At 36.3% G+C, this 15,751-nt stretch carries 24 protein-coding genes; 8 read left to right on the top strand and 16 right to left on the bottom strand.

Going from position 1 to position 15,751, the window contains the following annotated elements; genetic code table 11:
• Positions 1 to 377: 377 nt before the first annotated feature.
• The gene (locus G7B20_RS14875; RefSeq protein ID WP_164112209.1) at positions 378 to 1,382 is read right to left on the bottom strand and encodes a hypothetical protein; all 1,005 of its coding nucleotides are present in this window, start codon (positions 1,380 to 1,382) and stop codon (positions 378 to 380) included.
• Positions 1,383 to 1,394: 12 nt separating this feature from the next.
• The gene (locus G7B20_RS14880; protein ID WP_164112210.1) at positions 1,395 to 1,652 is read right to left on the bottom strand and encodes a hypothetical protein; all 258 of its coding nucleotides are present in this window, start codon (positions 1,650 to 1,652) and stop codon (positions 1,395 to 1,397) included.
• 131 nt (positions 1,653 to 1,783) lie between these two features.
• On the opposite strand from G7B20_RS14880, the gene G7B20_RS14885 reads away from it, so the two are divergent.
• The gene (locus G7B20_RS14885; RefSeq protein WP_205600233.1) at positions 1,784 to 1,993 is read left to right on the top strand and encodes a hypothetical protein; all 210 of its coding nucleotides are present in this window, start codon (positions 1,784 to 1,786) and stop codon (positions 1,991 to 1,993) included.
• A 112-nt stretch (positions 1,994 to 2,105) separates the two neighbouring features.
• The gene (gene fic / locus G7B20_RS19825; RefSeq protein WP_164112211.1) at positions 2,106 to 2,978 is read left to right on the top strand and encodes a protein adenylyltransferase Fic; all 873 of its coding nucleotides are present in this window, start codon (positions 2,106 to 2,108) and stop codon (positions 2,976 to 2,978) included.
• 83 nt (positions 2,979 to 3,061) lie between these two features.
• On the opposite strand, the gene G7B20_RS14895 is transcribed toward fic, so the two are convergent.
• The 7 genes from G7B20_RS14895 to G7B20_RS14925 all read right to left on the bottom strand — a co-directional run bounded on the left by G7B20_RS14895 (position 3,062) and on the right by G7B20_RS14925 (position 6,152).
• Entirely contained in the window at positions 3,062 to 3,517 is a 456-nt protein-coding gene (locus G7B20_RS14895) for a hypothetical protein (protein WP_164112212.1), read from the bottom strand.
• 319 nt (positions 3,518 to 3,836) lie between these two features.
• The gene (locus G7B20_RS14900) at positions 3,837 to 4,421 is read right to left on the bottom strand and encodes an ORF6N domain-containing protein (protein WP_240466019.1); all 585 of its coding nucleotides are present in this window, start codon (positions 4,419 to 4,421) and stop codon (positions 3,837 to 3,839) included.
• Positions 4,422 to 4,513: 92 nt separating this feature from the next.
• Positions 4,514 to 4,735 carry a hypothetical protein gene (locus tag G7B20_RS14905; RefSeq protein WP_164112213.1) on the bottom strand — a complete coding sequence of 74 codons (222 nt, stop codon included), beginning with the start codon at positions 4,733 to 4,735 and terminating at the stop codon, positions 4,514 to 4,516.
• 40 nt (positions 4,736 to 4,775) lie between these two features.
• Positions 4,776 to 4,937 carry a hypothetical protein gene (locus G7B20_RS14910; protein ID WP_021071930.1) on the bottom strand — a complete coding sequence of 54 codons (162 nt, stop codon included), beginning with the start codon at positions 4,935 to 4,937 and terminating at the stop codon, positions 4,776 to 4,778.
• A 24-nt stretch (positions 4,938 to 4,961) separates the two neighbouring features.
• Complete coding sequence (locus G7B20_RS14915; protein ID WP_164112214.1) at positions 4,962 to 5,231, bottom strand: DUF6934 family protein; 270 nt, start codon at positions 5,229 to 5,231, stop codon at positions 4,962 to 4,964.
• 17 nt (positions 5,232 to 5,248) lie between these two features.
• Positions 5,249 to 5,605: a hypothetical protein gene (locus tag G7B20_RS14920; protein WP_164112215.1), complete on the bottom strand. Its 357-nt coding sequence runs from the start codon at positions 5,603 to 5,605 to the stop codon at positions 5,249 to 5,251.
• A 52-nt stretch (positions 5,606 to 5,657) separates the two neighbouring features.
• Positions 5,658 to 6,152: a DDE-type integrase/transposase/recombinase gene (locus G7B20_RS14925; RefSeq protein WP_164112216.1), complete on the bottom strand. Its 495-nt coding sequence runs from the start codon at positions 6,150 to 6,152 to the stop codon at positions 5,658 to 5,660.
• Between the two features lie 383 nt (positions 6,153 to 6,535).
• Here G7B20_RS14925 and G7B20_RS14930 point away from each other — a divergent pair, with 383 nt between their 5' ends.
• The 5 genes from G7B20_RS14930 to G7B20_RS14950 all read left to right on the top strand — a co-directional run bounded on the left by G7B20_RS14930 (position 6,536) and on the right by G7B20_RS14950 (position 8,993).
• On the top strand, positions 6,536 to 7,075 hold the full coding sequence (locus G7B20_RS14930) for a Crp/Fnr family transcriptional regulator (protein WP_164112217.1): 540 nt from the start codon (positions 6,536 to 6,538) through the stop codon (positions 7,073 to 7,075).
• A 76-nt stretch (positions 7,076 to 7,151) separates the two neighbouring features.
• Entirely contained in the window at positions 7,152 to 7,742 is a 591-nt protein-coding gene (locus G7B20_RS14935) for an NAD(P)H-dependent oxidoreductase (RefSeq protein WP_164112218.1), read from the top strand.
• Positions 7,743 to 7,756: 14 nt separating this feature from the next.
• The gene (locus tag G7B20_RS14940) at positions 7,757 to 8,233 is read left to right on the top strand and encodes a DUF4405 domain-containing protein (protein WP_164112219.1); all 477 of its coding nucleotides are present in this window, start codon (positions 7,757 to 7,759) and stop codon (positions 8,231 to 8,233) included.
• A 20-nt stretch (positions 8,234 to 8,253) separates the two neighbouring features.
• Positions 8,254 to 8,550: a hypothetical protein gene (locus G7B20_RS14945; protein ID WP_164112220.1), complete on the top strand. Its 297-nt coding sequence runs from the start codon at positions 8,254 to 8,256 to the stop codon at positions 8,548 to 8,550.
• Between the two features lie 44 nt (positions 8,551 to 8,594).
• Positions 8,595 to 8,993: a hypothetical protein gene (locus G7B20_RS14950; RefSeq protein WP_164112221.1), complete on the top strand. Its 399-nt coding sequence runs from the start codon at positions 8,595 to 8,597 to the stop codon at positions 8,991 to 8,993.
• A gap of 667 nt (positions 8,994 to 9,660) precedes the next feature.
• Here G7B20_RS14950 and G7B20_RS14955 read toward each other — a convergent pair.
• Complete coding sequence (locus G7B20_RS14955) at positions 9,661 to 10,233, bottom strand: fasciclin domain-containing protein (RefSeq protein ID WP_164112222.1); 573 nt, start codon at positions 10,231 to 10,233, stop codon at positions 9,661 to 9,663.
• An 81-nt stretch (positions 10,234 to 10,314) separates the two neighbouring features.
• Positions 10,315 to 10,815: a peptide-methionine (R)-S-oxide reductase MsrB gene (msrB, locus tag G7B20_RS14960; RefSeq protein WP_164112223.1), complete on the bottom strand. Its 501-nt coding sequence runs from the start codon at positions 10,813 to 10,815 to the stop codon at positions 10,315 to 10,317.
• Positions 10,816 to 11,092: 277 nt separating this feature from the next.
• Here msrB and G7B20_RS14965 point away from each other — a divergent pair, with 277 nt between their 5' ends.
• The gene (locus tag G7B20_RS14965; protein ID WP_164112224.1) at positions 11,093 to 11,395 is read left to right on the top strand and encodes a hypothetical protein; all 303 of its coding nucleotides are present in this window, start codon (positions 11,093 to 11,095) and stop codon (positions 11,393 to 11,395) included.
• A 127-nt stretch (positions 11,396 to 11,522) separates the two neighbouring features.
• Here G7B20_RS14965 and G7B20_RS14970 read toward each other — a convergent pair whose 3' ends face one another.
• The 5 genes from G7B20_RS14970 to G7B20_RS14990 all read right to left on the bottom strand — a co-directional run bounded on the left by G7B20_RS14970 (position 11,523) and on the right by G7B20_RS14990 (position 15,716).
• Complete coding sequence (locus G7B20_RS14970) at positions 11,523 to 12,716, bottom strand: hypothetical protein (protein WP_164112225.1); 1,194 nt, start codon at positions 12,714 to 12,716, stop codon at positions 11,523 to 11,525.
• A gap of 266 nt (positions 12,717 to 12,982) precedes the next feature.
• Complete coding sequence (locus G7B20_RS14975; RefSeq protein WP_164112226.1) at positions 12,983 to 14,092, bottom strand: hypothetical protein; 1,110 nt, start codon at positions 14,090 to 14,092, stop codon at positions 12,983 to 12,985.
• A gap of 315 nt (positions 14,093 to 14,407) precedes the next feature.
• Positions 14,408 to 14,854 (bottom strand): hypothetical protein, encoded by a 447-nt coding sequence (locus G7B20_RS14980; protein WP_164112227.1) that lies wholly within the window; start codon positions 14,852 to 14,854, stop codon positions 14,408 to 14,410.
• Between the two features lie 46 nt (positions 14,855 to 14,900).
• Entirely contained in the window at positions 14,901 to 15,335 is a 435-nt protein-coding gene (locus G7B20_RS14985) for a hypothetical protein (protein WP_164112228.1), read from the bottom strand.
• Between the two features lie 18 nt (positions 15,336 to 15,353).
• Complete coding sequence (locus G7B20_RS14990) at positions 15,354 to 15,716, bottom strand: NINE protein (RefSeq protein WP_164112229.1); 363 nt, start codon at positions 15,714 to 15,716, stop codon at positions 15,354 to 15,356.
• Positions 15,717 to 15,751: the final 35 nt, after the last annotated feature.

Raw genomic sequence — 15,751 nt, forward strand, 5'->3', positions numbered from 1 at the left:
TGGAAATACCCTTATAATCCACTATTGGATCACCGTCAAATGTATAGTTTAGCAATCTGCCGACCCACTTTATAAAGTCAACTTTACATTTAGGGTCTGCATTATTAGCGGTTTCATAAAGCTTTATTCATTCAAGACGCTTTTTCTCCTCATTGTTCATTGTGTTGTTGATTATGTTAGAATATATTAAAGCTAGCTATTCTACAATCATTTTTACAAAGCTATTGAAAGGAGCTGAATGAACCACAAGGTAAATTTTAAAGGGGTAAATCAGGATTAACACGAATTGACTCCCAAGCAATTTAACAATACCACTTTAACAGTGGCATTGTTATGAGCAATATAGTGTGTTGAAAAAAGAACCTTTTTATTAATTTTTAGATATCAGGGTCAATAATTTCTGCGCCAGGTGACAAGGTGAATTCTCTGCTATATGGTTCTCCACAAGTTGTAGTTGTTGTTATTTTTACCATTACTGTATTTGATCCACCATTGTTCCATGAATTTACATTTAATACAGCCTTTTTGTACCCGTCATATGTAATCGCAACGCTATTTGTTGAACTAGAGACGGACCAACTGATGTCATTAAAGTCATTTCCAGAATCCACAAAATCAATCATGTAAGTTCCTTGAGCAGCAAAAAGCTTCGGTTTCAATTTAATAGTTCCCAAGTGACTACTTGCTCCCAACTTAATAACTTTGGTCGTTACTTCTGGTCCATTACTCGCTTTCAATATTGCATATCCTTCTCCATTTCGAGTCACCTTCCATTGTCCATTCCCCAGATCCGTCAACGTAGCTATTCCTGTTGCATCTTCTAGAATAACTGTTTGTGCACCTGTAATAATGTATGTTTCTTCTGAGCAAATCTGGGATGGACCGGTAATGGTTGGAGTTGGAGCAGGAGGGATGTATCTTTCCGTTTCATACATTTGCGTTGAGTACTTCCATGGTGTCCAATCTGTGTATCCCGGTAAGTCTGTTTTATATCTGTATTTGAATTTTAAAGTTCCCTCTTTATCATTGGACTTAAGGGTAAATGTTCTTTCAAGGATTCCTGTGGATTCATTGTTGAATTGATTGAAATTGCTTTTGGTTAGAGAGATCATACCAGAAGCCAGATACTCGTTCGAACCACCATATCTTGCAAATACCGCGTATGCCTCTACTTGCAAAGGTCTTCCGGCCATAGAAGAAGGGTTGATTTCGATCGCAAATCCAAAATTGTAAGTGGTATCGTTTTGCGGATTATAGTAATATATCTTGCCATTTTTCATCGCGGATGGATGAATTTGGAATGTCTTAACGAAAACATGCGTATCCTGTGCGTTTAGTGCACTAAATATTAAGATGCTAAATAATGTAAGTAATATTCTCATAATAGTAATTTATTAATCCACCAATCTGTATATGCTCCAGGTTGCAGCTGGATAGTATGAAACTATGAAAACCTTCTCAGATGGTATATAAATCAAAGAATCTAAAGGAACATTTAGATTTTTAGCCATTTCTCCTTTTAAGAAACTGAAGGAGTAGATTTTACCGTTCAGCTCAATTTCATCAGATTTATCTTCAGATTTTGCTTCTTCCTTCTTACACGCACTCAGGCCTAGTCCCAGTGCAATACATGCATACATTAGTTTTCTCATAATTGTTTGTTTTTATTGTATTTTAGTGATTTTTATAATCACTAAGTTACGTGTTAAATGTTGTGGGTTTTACGGGTTTCCGTATTTTAAGATCACTTGGATAAAGTCGTTTCTATTTGTTTCTTATATGAGTGGGAGAAATTTCAGAGAATGCCGAAAGTATCTTCACCAATGCCGCTTTAGAGAAGATTACAGGCATCAATCAGCGTCAGCTGCAACATTACTCATCAGGATTGAAAAAGCCCCGTCAGCCCCAGCTTAAGAAGATGGAAGAGAGGCATCATCATCTGACAGCAGAGCTAAAGGCTTTGGAGTTGATATTAATCCAAATAATACGTTAGACATCTTTAACTAAACAACCCCTCAAAGAAGCGCCGAAGAGATGCAGCCCCGTGTTGCATAGCAACGGTAAATTATGTAAGTTTAGCGTTTGAAAACAACGGACTAATCATTATGAATAAAGTTTCCATTCGTTTTTTTGATGACCGTGAGGTACGTGCTATTTGGGACGATCAGCAAAGTAAATGGTGGTTTTCGGTATTGGATATCGTAGCGGTATTGACCGATCAGGATGACTACAGCAAAACCCGAAATTATTGGAAATACCTCAAAGCGAAGTTAAAGAAAGAGAACAATCAGTTGGTTAGTGCCACTACCCAACTGAAGTTATTAGCGGCAGATGGCAAACTTTATAAATCAGATGTATTAGACTATGATGGTATTATAGCATTGGGTAAGACCTTTCCCGCAGTCAAGGCAAACCGATTTATAGAGTGGTTCACCTACAGTGACGAGTCCATCGATGGCAAAAGTAAAAATAAAGCTTATGCTTTATTCGAAAGCTCCTTTATCGATAGTATAGAAATCGGCACTACCAAAGGTTTACAGCAGGTACACGCCTATTTGTTTGGCGGTCTATATGATTTTGCAGGACAGATACGTACCAAGAATATTGCTAAAGGTGGATTTCAGTTTGCAATGGCACAGTTTCTATCAGGCACCTTAAAAAGTATAGATGACATGGCAGAGAATACATTCGATCAAATCGTGGACAAGTACGTAGAAATGAACATTGCTCACCCATTTATGGAAGGCAACGGACGAAGTACCCGCATATGGTTAGACCTTATGTTCAAGCGAGAATTGAAAAAATGTGTAGATTGGAGTAAGATCGCTAAAAATGATTATCATCATGCGATGGTAAGGAGCGTAACAGACAGTCGACCATTAAAAGTAGCTTTGCAGAGTGCGCTTACAGACGATATTTACAGCCGAGAGATGTTTATGAAGGGAATTGACTATTCCTATTATTATGAAGAGAATTAATGATGTTAAGCTCTCTGAAGGGTTAACACAATTAATATTCTATCTATCAAGTGCTTTTGATTGTATTTCTGTCTCTAGAAGCTTTATTCTTTGCAATAAATATTACGTATGGAATCAGCTAGTTCACCAAATTTTTCATTCCAGTTTTCTCCGTATTTATTTGAAAGATACATTTCTACCACCGCATTGTATCGATACATTCCAGGAGTTACAATTCCAATATCAGAGGTAGCAATTCCATAGCTTGTATATAAAGAATCAATGGCATTGTACTCTTCGTCGCAAGAATAATAATACTGGCCAGCTTGCAGCAGTTGGATTTTTCCATTCTGAAGATCATTTACAGCCTTAAAATAGTTAAAATCATTATATAAGCCGAAGCAAAAGATGAACATTTTAATCAGGTAGTAGCTAGAGAAAATAATGAATACTATTGAAGTTGATTCGAAATCGCTACCAATATTAGAAAATTCCAGGATTAGCATTATAATTAACAATACCAAAGCTAATACCGGCAGTACTACTAATTTTCTCTTCATAAATTCTTCGATAAATTTTCATCTATAAGTTTACTTAATAGTTCGGTTGCATCAGATTTGGAGAAAAATGAATCCTCAAAAGCGAAGAATATAGCAGCTGATAAAATAGCAAATACCAAAACTGAAGAAAGTATCACGCCAGCCACTTTGTGCCCTGTTTTCTTTAGGATCCAATAGACACCAAATATTATTAGGCCTAGCAAAATGATAAAAGGCGCGAATAATACAAGGTGAAAAAAGAATGCATCTATCATATTTAATGTTAGTTCACGTCTCTAATATACTTATTCTTTTACCGTTCATAAATAGGAGGGGCGAACTATCCCTCTTTCCCCACCTTGTAACCGATTTTATCACGTTCAGGTAGGGGAGGCTTATCTAGTTTATTCTCTAGGCGGTCGATATATTCAAATACAAGGTCTATGTTTTTGCCCTGCGAATCCTGCTTCTTGGAGAGCTTTTCCATGGCGAGCCGCATATCCGCAAGCTCTAAATGTATCTGTGTAGTATCGTTCAAGAACTGCCTCATTTTGGTAAAGATCCGCATGATCTGGATGTTTATTTGAATAGCTTGTTTGCTTTTCAGAACAGATGATAGCATCGAGACACCTTGTTCAGTGAATACCATTGGGAAATATCTGCTTCCTCCACGGCCATTCTTTGAGGTCACAATTTGTGACCTCAAAGAATTAAATTCAGATTCATCCAATTCAAACATGAAATCGGGAGGGAATCTTTCGATATTTCGTCGTACAGCTTGCTTAAAAACTTTAGTTTCCACTCCATAGAGTTCCGCAAGGTCACTATCAAGCATGACCTTCTGCCCACGAAAGACGTATATCTTATTCATCAGTACCTCATTGGGCAGGCTCGTTTCCATTTTATTTTCAGCATGCTGTTCCATAATCTAGTTATTTGGTCATACCAAGATACTAATTAAAATTAATAAAACTAATAATATTAGTATTTGTTTGTGTGACAGCACATGGCCAGCATCTAAAGCAACCGTTCCGCGATCTCCGACTCATCAACCACCACACCGCCTTTTAGGTACATCTTACGCTCGACAACTTTACTCGCATCATATTTCCTATTTCGAAAGCTAGCGGTCGTTATATCAGGTTGGTAGATGGGGTGGTAGAGAGTCAACAGGAAATAATACCTAATATAAACGCGAAGTCCGATATACATCTGGGCATATCGGACTTCGAAATTCATTACTCCTAAAGTGGTAGTATGAAAAATATAAATTAAACGCCTAGCGTTTTAAAAATTCTTTAGGTATAGGATGCTTTTTCAAAAATTCTATAGCCTCCTCATTTTTCTTTTTAAAGAATGTAGAATTACTATAAATTCTTTGACGCTCTAGTGCCGTCGTGTCATCTATATCCTTATTGCTTTTATTTTTATCTGTGTTCATAGTTTTAAAGCTATTGATTCAAAGTTAGTTATTATTTTTTGAATATAAAAAAGCATCATAATTCTTACCCTTTCGAAACGACTCCCAATTATCATCATAATAAGCCTTGACTTCAAATAAAGCTTGTATTTCGTTCCAAAATTCAGAAATTCCCATTTGATAAAGTCTAGTGCGCGAAGGGGTACTTCCCTTAGCCATGACGATAGCTTGCGGATTTTGTTCGGTAAAGTCCAATACAGCTCTGGCGACAGTGGAAAGTACTTTCTTAGTATCAAGATTATTAGTAATAGTCACATCACTAATCTCTTTTGTTATACTATCGTAATCGCCGAGGCAGGCAATGAGGATTCCGTCCTCTGGCGGGGCACATCGTACAGCGTACCAGCCATGCTGCTGAAATGTCGGGTAATATCCATGAATACCTCCAGGTCCGCTATCGAGAACAGCAGCATCTCCGTGTAGAACAGATGCTTTGCCTTTTCCGCATCATCATGCCACAGCCGTACACTTATCTCCTTGATCAGGCTATTTATCTCCTTATACGCGCTATCCCTGTCGATGTACAGCGATCTGTCCAGCCTGCTTATATAACTCTTCTTTTCCGTCAGCTTTTCCAGGCTTTCCGGATGATATCGATCCACATACTTCAGGCGTATCAGCGTATCCATGTTAAATGCCATCATCTTCGAGTTACGGCCATCCGGGATAGGGAAGAAGCGGTCACCGGCATCCTGCGACAGCAGTATCCAGTTGAGCGAGTAGGCCACCTGCACGGGCTGGTACTACAACTGTACCGTAATGGTTGGCGAAGTCTTCCATAGACTGGTTTAAGATCGGTTCGTATTTATCTGCTTTGATCACTGCTGCTTTCAGATTGTCGGGAACAATAGCTTTAGGTACACCTCCCATGGCCTCTAGGCAACAACTTAAGGCATACAAAAAGTCTGGAGTCTGCTGAGAGGGGACCGCTATGGCAAATGCATAGTCTGAAAAAGGCAGACAGGCTACAAATACCTCACAGGCGACCAGTTCTCCTGTTGAGCGGTCGATATAATGGAGCTTTTTGCCGGAAAAGTCAATATATAATTTGTCTCCGGCAATGTGCTCCATCACCATGCTGCCTTTTCGGGAGACAAGCTGTTGTCTTAAATGATAGTTGAACTGCGGATAGCTATAACCGGTGGGATCGCTTTCAATGTATTCCTGCCAGAGCAACTGTTTGGTGACTCCGGTGCGCTTAAGTTCTTTTTCGTAATAATCCAGACGGCTTTTTAGGTATTCAATAAAGCAAAAGGTTCAATTAATCGGTTACTCATTTGGTTTTGCTCGTGATATTGATACTTATGCGCCCACTCCATTGATATTGTTTGATTTACTTTTGTAGCATGAAGTATGACTGCCGTAGCCTTTTACTAAAATAAAGTGAAATTGCAATGAACGATTATCGTGCAATAGAGCAACAAGGCAAGATTTTTTTCCTTTCATGAGTTGTCTCAAATATTGGGGCAACAAACAAAAATTAGATGGAAAGAATTACAATAAAAGAAAATTTTATACATTAGTCCTATTCACCAATATCTAAAAAACAGCATCGTACAATGAAACAAGAATATATTGCTCCAAAAAATTGGGAAATATTCAGACCATACTTCAAAAAAATAGACGTTTCCGCCAAAACCATCCTTTTGCAGGAAGGCGAAATATCCAGAACCATGTATTTCATAGAGAAAGGCTGTTTGCGCACTTGGATTAATAATGATGGAAAAGAGATTACGACCCAATTTTTTTTTGAGGGCGACAGCGTTTCTTCAATAGAGAGCTTCAGAACAAACAAGATGAGTTTATACAGTATCGAAAGTATAGACCCATGTACATTACAGACCCTTTCTCAGAAGGATTTTCAGCAGATTATTGAAAGCAATCCTGAAATGAAAAATGACTTTGAAGCCCATTTATTTAGACGTCTTTTCCAAACTCAAAAATTTGCTTTTTCTTACCTGAAAAATAATCCTAAGCAACGATACGAAGAATTGATTACGCAATTTCCACACATTGTACAACGTGTACCACAACATTATATTGCTTCCTATTTAGGAATTACATCAGTTTCATTAAGCAGGATAAGAAATAGACAATAAGTTCATTTCTTAACAATTGTTATCGTCTATAAGCTAATCTCTTCTCAATTTTGTAATGCATTTAAACAGAAACAAAATGAGAACAGTAATTGTATTTAACCACCCTTATGAGTTAAGTTACTGCAACGCCATACTTCATGCTGTAACAAAAGGACTAAAAAACGCATACCACGAGGTTGACCTGATGCATCTGGACAATGATGGATTTAATCCCGCAATGTCAAGTGAAGATTTAAAAGCGTTTGTGGCTCACAAACCTATTGATCCTCAGGTTGTTGATTATAATCAACGGTTAGAAAAGGCAGATCACCTGATTCTTATTTTCCCGATTTGGTGGGACCAAATGCCTGCAATGACTAAAGGATTTATTGACCGGGTTTTAAGCCCGGGTGTAGTATATGACCATCATCCAAGAGGTTACGGATTAGTACCACTTCTAAAGAACCTCAAAAGCATCACTATCATCACTACGATGAATAAGCCCAAATTAATGTATTCACTGTTTATGGGTAATTTAATCAAGAAAGCAGTGTTGAGAAGTGTGTTTAAAACAATGGGATATAAAAATCTCAACTGGATAAATTTTACATCCGTAAAATCAGTAAGCCAAGAAAAACGGGTAAAATGGCTAGATAACCTTGAAAATAGATTTTCAAAAAATCGCTAAAAATACGATCACTTATGAAATTGAATAGAAATTATATTACCCCTTTCATATCCTTGGTTTTCCTAGTTGTAGGGCTTACCGGGGTGTTTATGTTTTTTCATTTATTTGACGGTTATACAGAAATTGTACACGAGTTCTTAGGTCTGTTCTTCGTTGTTTGCACTGTTTTTCATATCATATTAAATTGGAAAGCCTTAAAAATCCATTTTAAAAGAGGCGTTTTCATTCCTGCTGGGGTAGCAGTGGCAGTCATATCCTTACTATTTATCATTCAGCAACAACTCCATCCTAAAGTTGACACAATGATTTTAGACAGAATAATAAAAGCGCCGATCAATGATGTTTTTAGAGTATTGAATGTTGATTCTTCGGGAGCAGTTAAGAGATTAGAATCAAACGGTATATCCATCGATGGAGCAACAAGACTTGAAGACATTTGGATTAAAAACAACGCCGACCCCGAAGAAGTATTTGACCTGATTATGGAGTAATTAACTATACTTAAAAAAACATGAACAATAAAACCGTCTTATATATTAATGATATTGTACAGGAAACTGCCGATGCAATAACGATATATTTTGCTCAACCACAGTCACAATTAAACTACCTATCAGGCCAATTTGCCGGACTTGAATTAGAAATTGATATACCTTATTCCTGCCAGAGAGGAAGTTTCATTAGTTGTGTAGGAAAATACCTAGCGGGAAAAGTAGAAATGTTGACAACCGAAGGGCTTAGACAACATTCAGTTGTTACAACCCTATTTGGACAAGCTTCCGGACAACAAATAGAATTTCTACCTTGAAGATTGTGATCAGATTTTACACATAGCCGAACATTTGTTTAATAATGAAGTATTTAGTAATAGAAAATAAAGCACAAGAAGAAAGTGAATGGGTTTACGACATTGCAGATTTCTTTTGGAACAACGGAAACCAAGTATATATAGGGAAGAACTATAGTAGTATGTTTGAATATAAAAATATTGTGGAATATTGTGATTGTATAGTATTGATTAATGATGATTGTCCTACAGAATTACTTTTTGAAAGCAAACAGGAAAATTTCTGCCAATATTTTGATTTAAAGAATGTTAACGAAAAAAAAACAGCACTGATTTTCTCAATCGACGGCGTCTACTCTAATGTTATTCCATTTCCACATAAGATTTTTCACTATGATCAGTTAAGTCAGAATGAATTAACCCGATTCTTTAATTGGTGCAGGAAGTTAAATTTATTTAAATGATATTTTAAACCAAATTTTAGCATTTTATAATCATTAGAAACTATTAGGTACCTAAAAAGTTACATACACAAAACCATATAGCAATAATAGCATTATGACTACAGGAAAGATATAAGAAACCCAAGAGTCATCGGGATTGGATTCCCATCCAAAGTAAAAACCAAGTCCGAGAAATTATCATTACTCATCCGGGTTGAAAAAAAAAGTCAGCCTCAGCTTAAGAAGATAGAGGAGGGGCTTCACCGTCTAGCAGCAGAGCTGCAGGCTATAGAGTTGGTGTATCCGATTTTACCGCGTTCAGATAGGGGAGGCTTATCCAGATTATCTTCTAGGCGGTCGATGTAGGTAAACCGATAAAACATCATTTTATCCTAGTGAAAATGATGTTTGTAGCTCTCCTCTTCCATATGGTTTCATATTGAATACTGAGGAAACATTAGATCTATATTTTTGTCATGCCCATCATGCTTTTTAGCCAATTTTTTTACAGCATGGTCTAAATGTATCTGTGTCGTATCATTCAAGAACTGCCTCATCGGCGAGGTTCGTATCTACTGCACTTGCTGGATGCTGTCCCATAATCTAGCTGTTTGATAAAATAAAAAAACAAGTTGACTTTAATTAATCAACCTGTCTCAGAAACAGTAAATAAATGAATAGTTATTTTTCAGGGAAGGAGAACGGTATCAATAACATGGATTACTCCATTTGATTGATTTACATCAGCTATGGTAACTTTTGCATTGTTTCCATTCTTGTCAGTAACATATAGATCTTTGTCTTTTGTCCAAAATGTAAGAACAGATCCTTGAACAGTTGCGATTGTTGCTTTTCCGTTTCCTTTTTTAACAGCATCCCACAATTGTTGAGTGCTGTATTTACCAGCTAGCACATGATAAGTTAATACGGCTGTCAATTGAGTTTTGTTTTCTGGTTTTACAAGCGTCTCAACTGTTCCCTTCGGAAGTTTATCAAATGCTGAATTTGTTGGAGCAAAAACAGTAAAAGGTCCTTCTGATGCTAATGTTTCTACTAAACCAGCCGCTTTAACTGCAGCAACTAAAGTTGTGTGGTCTTTTGAATTAACTGCATTTTCTACGATGTTTTTTGAAGGATACATTGGTGCACCACCTACTGTTACAGTTTTTTCTTTTGAGCTATTCTGTGCAAAGCTTTCCGTTGTAAAAAGAATTCCTGCAGTTAATAGCCCCATTGCGATAATTTTTGTTACTTTTTTCATGTTTTCGTATTTTTTGATTTATAACTTCATTTACGAGATACGTTTTCAATCGGATTTCTAAATCGAAAAAAAAAAACTTTTTCATTTTTCGGATTCAAATTCCAGACTGATGGAATTCATACAAAATCGTTTACCTGTTGGCTCAGGTCCATCGTCAAATACATGTCCTAAGTGTGAATTACATCTCCCACACAAAACTTCCGTACGAATCATATTGAAAGAATGATCTTGTTTGTAGATAACACTTTTGGGTGTTACAGATTCGTAAAATGAAGGCCATCCACACATGGATGAAAATTTAGAATCTGAATAAAAGAGTTTATTGCCACAAACAGCACAATAATAAACACCTTTAGCATCATATTCATAATATTTCCCAGTAAAGGCTCTTTCTGTTGCCCCTTTTCTAGCCACTTCATAAAGATCTGCGTCTAAAACTTTTTTCCAATCCTGGTCCTTCACATTAACTAGTGAAGTGGTATCGATTCTAGAATAATAGGGGTTAGTTTTTTTTTCTGTCTGCGCTTTACAGGTGCAGAGTGAAAAGAAAACAAGCAAGGATAAAACAAAATATTTTTTCATAATCTTATTATTTTATAAATAAGTACGAAAGAAGTTTACATTTGGATTTTTATATATAGTATGGACTTAATTCTAATATTTACTAAAATAAAATATTGAAGTTTTTATTCCCTAACAAAGGGAACTCAGCTTTGTCTATGTTAAAGATCAAACTCATTTTAGTTTTCGCATCTTCAACATTAAAAATTCCCCCATTAATTGTAATAGTACCAAAATTCGGAAAGGCTGAATAAAAGGATATCTGCTACGTTCAAAGAAGCACATTTTATTGAGAAATATGGATTGGGTATCAAGCGCATCAGAGAAGGCTTTGCATCCGCCAATCTTTGAAAACTTCCAACATGGCTTTCGTGTTATTGTATCTTCAAGTCCACTTTCAGAATCTAGTGAGGGAGTAAGTGAGGGAGTAAATCTACTTCTTTATCACATAAAAGCTAATCCAGGAAAGCGAGCACCTTTTTTAGCACAAGAATTATCCGTCCCTGTCAAGACAATAGAACGGTGGCTCAAAAACTTAAGAGATGATCATAAAATCGAGTTTCGGGGAGCACCGAGAAGTGGAGGATATTGGATGAAATAGAAATCCTCCATAGCTATCCCATTTAACTGCGAAGTCCGATATACATCTGGGTATACCGGACTTCGAAATTCACCCCTCTTAGCATGAGAGAATGAACAGCGCAAATATATCATAGGGATTTACGATCCTACATAATAAGATTCTTTAGCTCTTTATCGTCCCATTCAAAGAAAAACTCATTATTGTTTATCTCAATCTTCATCAGAAATTTATCTGCATTCTTTGCGTATGGAATATTAATATAACCCTCATAATCAGAGTTAGTAAAGATCGTGTTCAGCTTTACATATCCACTTTGTAATGTATTAAGCTTCTGGACTTGTTGTACCTTCAGATTGTCCATATTTTGTTTAGCCACCTGAGCGGCTATAAACACTTTCCCCCCGTCGAATGAGCGTCCCGAGACATTTGTCGATGTATATGCACTGCCCGAGCTATACCCGGCATTAGCATATAGATTGTTTCCAAAGAAACCATAGTTTAGAGTGCGTCCATTGGCAGTGACATAGGTGTTAGAATTGGCCGAGATATAGGAATATCCAGCAGATATCGCAGCTATTCCATCGACTAGGCCTGTGTAAAACCTCTCATTGCTTTGAACCCTTTTAACGTTGTTCAGATACTTCTTATAGTCAATCACCAATGCGTTAAAATATTTCCCCTTGATACCATATTGCGCAAATATTTTCGACGGATCTACCAATACATCCTTTTTATTATAATTCTGTACTATGATTTGCGGTTGAAAAAAAGAACCATAATTTTGATCATACTGCAATTTTACAGCCAATACTATTCCCTTATACGCATATTTTAAAACAGGAAACCCTTCATGATAGAATACATAATACTCTCTCGAAGGCGTTTGGCTCACAAATGCATCTACGTTTTGAAATACACCCTTTTGAGCAGTGTCTATACTTACCTTTTCAAAATCAAAGTACCTGCTGTTTACACTCGATATCTCAAAAGGTTTACTAATATCTATCTTTTCAAATTCTAGAGAAAAGTTCAGATATTCCCCAGTCTCGTTAAACATATGCACCTTTTCATCCAGCGGCAAGTTATAGCTATTAATCATCCCCTTAGCTTCACCTGCTTGTGTTAGCTTTATATCTTCAGAACCGTTAAATCTCAGGCTGGATATCGTATTGTAGGTAAAATGTATTACTGTACTGAAATCATATTGATCCACCTGTTTTATGATTAGTTCAGGTGTAGATTCATTGTTAAATGCCAAGTAATTGAATTGAGATAAAGCAGGAGTCGCTGGTAGTATAAAAAACATGACGAGAGACATCATTAAGTGTACCTTTCTCATTATAGGGGGCAAATATGCTATTAAAAGTTTCATTAAGAGTTAATATCTTGATTTTCGCAGTTACGGGCAAACATACATAAAAATTCCAAATTAGAGTCTATCCGAAAAGGCAGCCTACTAGACTGCAAAAGCTTGTCGCTTCCAATTTCATTTATCAAAATAATAGACCACTGGTCAATGAAATAAATAGACGTCTAAAGGAGTGGGGGAGGTTGATCAGCTTGTTATTACCTATTTTGGTAATCTTCCTCCTTTTCAAATATACATTAACCCTTCTTGTCTATTTTTATAATCCTTTTGTTTGCATTGCTAGGCGTAAATGACTGTGTCCGCAGAGAAGCAGTACCGTCAAACCAATTAACAGATAAGCATTTCAACATAAATTCTTTTGAAGCATCTAATCTATTGATAAAGAATTCATTTTCTTTTAGGTTAATACTGTAATCAGCTGCTTCAATAATATTGAATTTTGTTGTTTGTGGACTATCACTAAACCGGAATGAGTATCTATCTAAATTAATCACATTAGTCTGCTCTTCAGATGTAATAGCAAACGCAAATTCATTAACACTATTATCCTTGATATAGTTTACAACAAGTGTGTGTTTAGATGGGTTTACTGGTGGGGTAGCAAAAAACTTAGAAACATTTTGATTTTTAACAATACGGATAGATTCTGGCATATTAATTCTGTAAACTGTTTTAAGCTTTTCTTGTTCTTTTTCGTACAAATTCTCAAAATATGTGTTCTGGAAAGGATATAATAGTTCATTTTCACTTAAGATTTGAAAATCATTGATATTAACATCCTTTACACCGTCTGCAGTACTAGCAAATGAAAGTTTGTAAACACTCAAGTATTTTCCATTGCTAAAATATGGATTAGCGCCTGCGAAGTTTTCTTTTTTGTATAATTCTGTTTCAGAGCCATCACTACCATAGGTTTTATCGATCAAAATAAAACTGGTATAAACCTTCTCTTTGTAGAATATTGCTTGACTTCTTGAGATTTTCCCACTAGTATGAAAGCCATCAATTTGTGAGAATATTTTTTCTAACATTTTTCTTGGCCTTTTACCCATCTTAGAGTTGCCGTCTACGTTATTAAGCTCTTTATAGTATGCCGTTACATGCTCTTTAGAGTAATCACCATCCAGCATGGAAGATTGAAAAAGTTCGTTGTTAATGTTTTTAGCATCAATAGGACTTATTGTAAGTTTTAAGCCCTCGTCTATCTCTCTAGTAACGGACAAAGGCTCAAAATTTGTTTTGAAAGATTTGTAAGTTATCTCTTTAGTAATTTGTTTTTTTGTACCACAAGATGATTGGAGAATTGCAGTAGAGCATAGGACTACCAGTAGTAAGTTAATTTTCATATATATATAATTTGATTTTCAGCTGTCATATGGAATATCCAAAGTATATTATGCACGGATTGTTGTAATAGTTGTGCATGCTACTTCGCGGTCATTGGTGTTTGTGCAACTACTTCTACATGGATATTTCATATGATTATAAGTTAATAAGTGAGCTACCAGGTTCGGTTTTATTTCATTTATTTTATGTTCCCCAATAAAACTTTATGATGAAAAAAATTCGACGAAGGTATTTAAATTTGTTGAATTGCGAAGGATGATTCTTATTCTTTTACAAACAGATGCCTGCTGTATGGACTTAGTGACCAAAAAGTATCAATCCCCCTTTTGGTATTCTTTAGTGTCTACCGATCCGTCACTAAATGTTTGTATTATCTTTAAATTATCAATTCCTTCTTCGAAGCTAATACGTTCGTCATAAGATGCATCACGCCAGCGGCCGTCTATACTCGCCCAAATAACATTGTTCCCTTCAAATTTGATTTTGTAGTCGAATTTCTGTGAATCTGACTTCCTAATATACGACAGTATATACAGCCCATCCTTTTCAGAGACTTTAATATTCTTTGAAGGCTGATTCATAATAGACGAGATAGTGAATCTTGCAACATCTTTAAAAGAAAAATTAATAAGAATTGGTTTAGCTGCTGTTTCTTCTTTGACAACTGTAGTTGTCACACTTTCTTGTTCGACTTTTTTATGTTCCTGTGCAGAGTTACCACATGCTGTTAGGTATGAAAGAATGATTACATAAAGTATCAAATTGATATTGTTTATAATAAAGCTGTGTTAATATATATTCTGTTTATCAATCACACAAACTCCTATCCACATACGTCTTACCGCCATTACTGTTGATGTAATAGCAGCCACCGCGTGGCCCTCGGATATATGTTCTTGAAAGTGATTTTCTTGTGTTGGATGCTCTACTGCTTTGGTAGGATCTGCTAGATGTGGATGTTCTACTCGGAGAACTCGTCGTTTTAGTAGGAGAGGAACTCGCTATTCCGTAGGTGTTGGCAGCAGCTGAAGTCTTTGCAGGAGGTTTATTCTTATTGTTTATTACTTTGATCACTTCGGCGGTAGCATAAGTGCTTTCTTCCCAGGTATTGTCACTGTACAAGGCGTAGTACTTGCCATTGTCAGATCTGACCACATCGATACACCGTCTGATAGATGTACCAGTCTGTGCAAAACATAGCGTGCAGCACAGAAGACTAATAATTAATATAAATCCTCTCAAATCTCTTCCGTCTATAAACTACAACAACTTCTTTTTTGCTTCTTCAAACTCCATCTCCGAAATAATACCCTTTTCCTTCAACGCATGTAGACGTTCTATTTCAGAAGCAATATCCCTTCGTGGAGTAGTAGGGGGCGTGTACGGTACGTAATTATTAATCACTTTAGGCGGATAATAGCCTTTATTGTATTTCGCGTCAAAGCTTTCATTGCTGGTCACAAGGAATACAATGAAATCGATAAACGCAATAAAGAGAGGTATGAAAGTCCAACAGAAGAGAAGGTACAGGAAGCCTAGCCCTGTTTGACCTAGGTAGAATCTATGTACGCCAAATCCTCCGAGGAAGAAGGCAAGTAATGCTGCTACAACTTTATCTTTCATAATTTCATCTTTAGTTAATTTGATTTTTTAGATGC

It is taken from the genome of Sphingobacterium sp. xlx-96 (genome assembly GCF_011007365.1).
In the GTDB taxonomy this organism is placed as follows: domain Bacteria; phylum Bacteroidota; class Bacteroidia; order Sphingobacteriales; family Sphingobacteriaceae; genus Sphingobacterium; species Sphingobacterium luzhongxinii.